The sequence below is a fragment of the Robiginitalea sp. genome (genome assembly GCF_049588695.1).
Taxonomy (GTDB): Bacteria; Bacteroidota; Bacteroidia; order Flavobacteriales; family Flavobacteriaceae; genus Robiginitalea.
In genome coordinates this window covers 1-1,622 of sequence record NZ_JBAVZJ010000416.1, presented here as the reverse complement: position 1 = coordinate 1,622, position 1,622 = coordinate 1, and the positions used below count along the sequence as shown (strand labels likewise).

The window sequence follows — 1,622 nt, the reverse complement described above, 5'->3', positions numbered from 1 at the left end:
GGTACCAATGCTATGATGAGCGATTTTATCACCGAACAGGAGAAAACAGTGTGGATGATGAAGGCTTGGTTGGCGGAACAGGTTTGATACATCATATCCGTTGGGCAACAAAAATAAAGCGCTGATCAGTTTCCTGACAGCGCCTTATTTTGAGTTTCTTAAGAGGTTAATCTCCTTCGCTCATCGAAAAACTTCCGTCTCCGTTAAAATTACTTACCTCAATGGTAACGGTCCATATCCCGGAGGCTCCGCTTTGGGTAACCCCTCCAATGGTGTCTGGCTCTGCGCCTCCCTGAATGACTCTGTCGAGTACAACCATTCCTTCAGAATCTTCCACAATCATTTGAAAATCACCTGCTGAAGATGCGGTAATATCCGCATTGTAGTCTGCAGTGTTCAGGTTGTTGTTCCAGGTAAAGGAACGGATGGCCGTTCCACCATTCCCACTAAAACTGGCGTCGATGTCTCCGTTAAAATCAGAACGGTCTCCTACCGTAAAATCAGAGGCATTCGCCTGTAGCAGCGTTCCGTTAACGGTAACCCTGGCAAAGGAATCGTCGTCTTTACTGCAAGCCATAAAAATAACCAAAACAGCCATCAGTATACCCGTTTTTAAGATCCTTAGCACACTGGTGTTTGAGAATTTCATAGGTTTCATAACATGGTTTTATTTAAGATTTGTACAGATAAAACAACCTAACGGATAAAAATCCTTTTTTAATATAATTTTTTTAAAAAAAATAAGGATTAAAACGTATAATGCTCTGATATTCAGTTTTTACACTACTATTAAAACAGAACGTAGTCAGAGACAGGAGCCTGAGGGGAAAGGTATAGTATAAGGAAGACATGGCCGACTGAGCACCGTTGGCGGATATAACAAAGAAATACCGCCCTGAAGGCGGTATTTCTTTGTTAAGGGTACGTGTACAGGGCTTTAGAAACGAATAGCGATCTCCTGATCGCCGGTTCCCACTTCAAAGCTGATGGCATCAAAGCTGGGTGGGCCCATACTCATATCATTGCCGCTCATGCCATAGGGTTCTGTGGGCATTCCATTGGATTGATAATCCATACGCATATTGCTGTTTAGATCGTGCAGGACGGATACCCCGTAGGTTCCCGGGGTCACATTGTGGAAAGTAAAGGTCATTTTCCCTTTTTGTGCGGGCGATTTGTAATTGGCAGTGCCCGGGCCTTTCATAAAAGTGTTTTGGGTGTGCAGGGCAGCGAGGATATCTCCCTGGTCGTTGAGGACATTTTCAAGAGTGATCGTAAGGGTTACTCCGTCCTTGGTTCCTTCCTGTGCCCAACCGAGGGCAACAGTCATTGTAAAGAATAGAAAAAGTGATTTCATGGTGGTGTGTTTTTAGTTACTGGAACAAATATCCCAAAGGGCGGGGCCTCCTACAATATCAGGATACTGAAGTGTCGATTCCCGGGGATGAATTGAAAGGCTATAGGCCAGTCCCCCCCAAAGTGGATAGTTTTATAATAGTTCTTCTGGAGGCCCTATTTAAGACTGATTTACGGCGGAGTGATCGGGTTTACTAACGATCTCGACGATCCAATAGATAAACTGCCCCAATCCGGAAGTAAAGAGAAAGAGCAGGATCCAGAGG

At 44.5% G+C, this 1,622-nt stretch carries 2 protein-coding genes and 1 pseudogene; 1 reads left to right on the top strand and 2 read right to left on the bottom strand.

The genetic code is table 11. The annotated features are described in order from the left end of the window. Window positions 1–87 (top strand): annotated as a pseudogene (locus WBV75_RS09790) (DNA starvation/stationary phase protection protein); the annotation flags it as partial. Window positions 88–166: 79 nt separating this feature from the next. On the opposite strand, the gene WBV75_RS09785 reads toward WBV75_RS09790, so the two are convergent. Continuing rightward, window positions 167–649: a hypothetical protein gene (locus WBV75_RS09785; RefSeq protein WP_424120437.1), complete on the bottom strand. Its 483-nt coding sequence runs from the start codon at window positions 647–649 to the stop codon at window positions 167–169. Between the two features lie 288 nt (window positions 650–937). After that, window positions 938–1,357 (bottom strand): DUF2141 domain-containing protein, encoded by a 420-nt coding sequence (locus WBV75_RS09780; protein ID WP_424120436.1) that lies wholly within the window; start codon window positions 1,355–1,357, stop codon window positions 938–940. Window positions 1,358–1,622: the final 265 nt, after the last annotated feature.

Coding starts and splice junctions, on each gene's coding strand:
- WBV75_RS09785 (WP_424120437.1), bottom strand. CDS start 649: ATGAAATTCTCAAACACCAGTGTGCTAAGGATCTTAAAAACGGGTATA.
- WBV75_RS09780 (WP_424120436.1), bottom strand. CDS start 1,357: ATGAAATCACTTTTTCTATTCTTTACAATGACTGTTGCCCTCGGTTGG.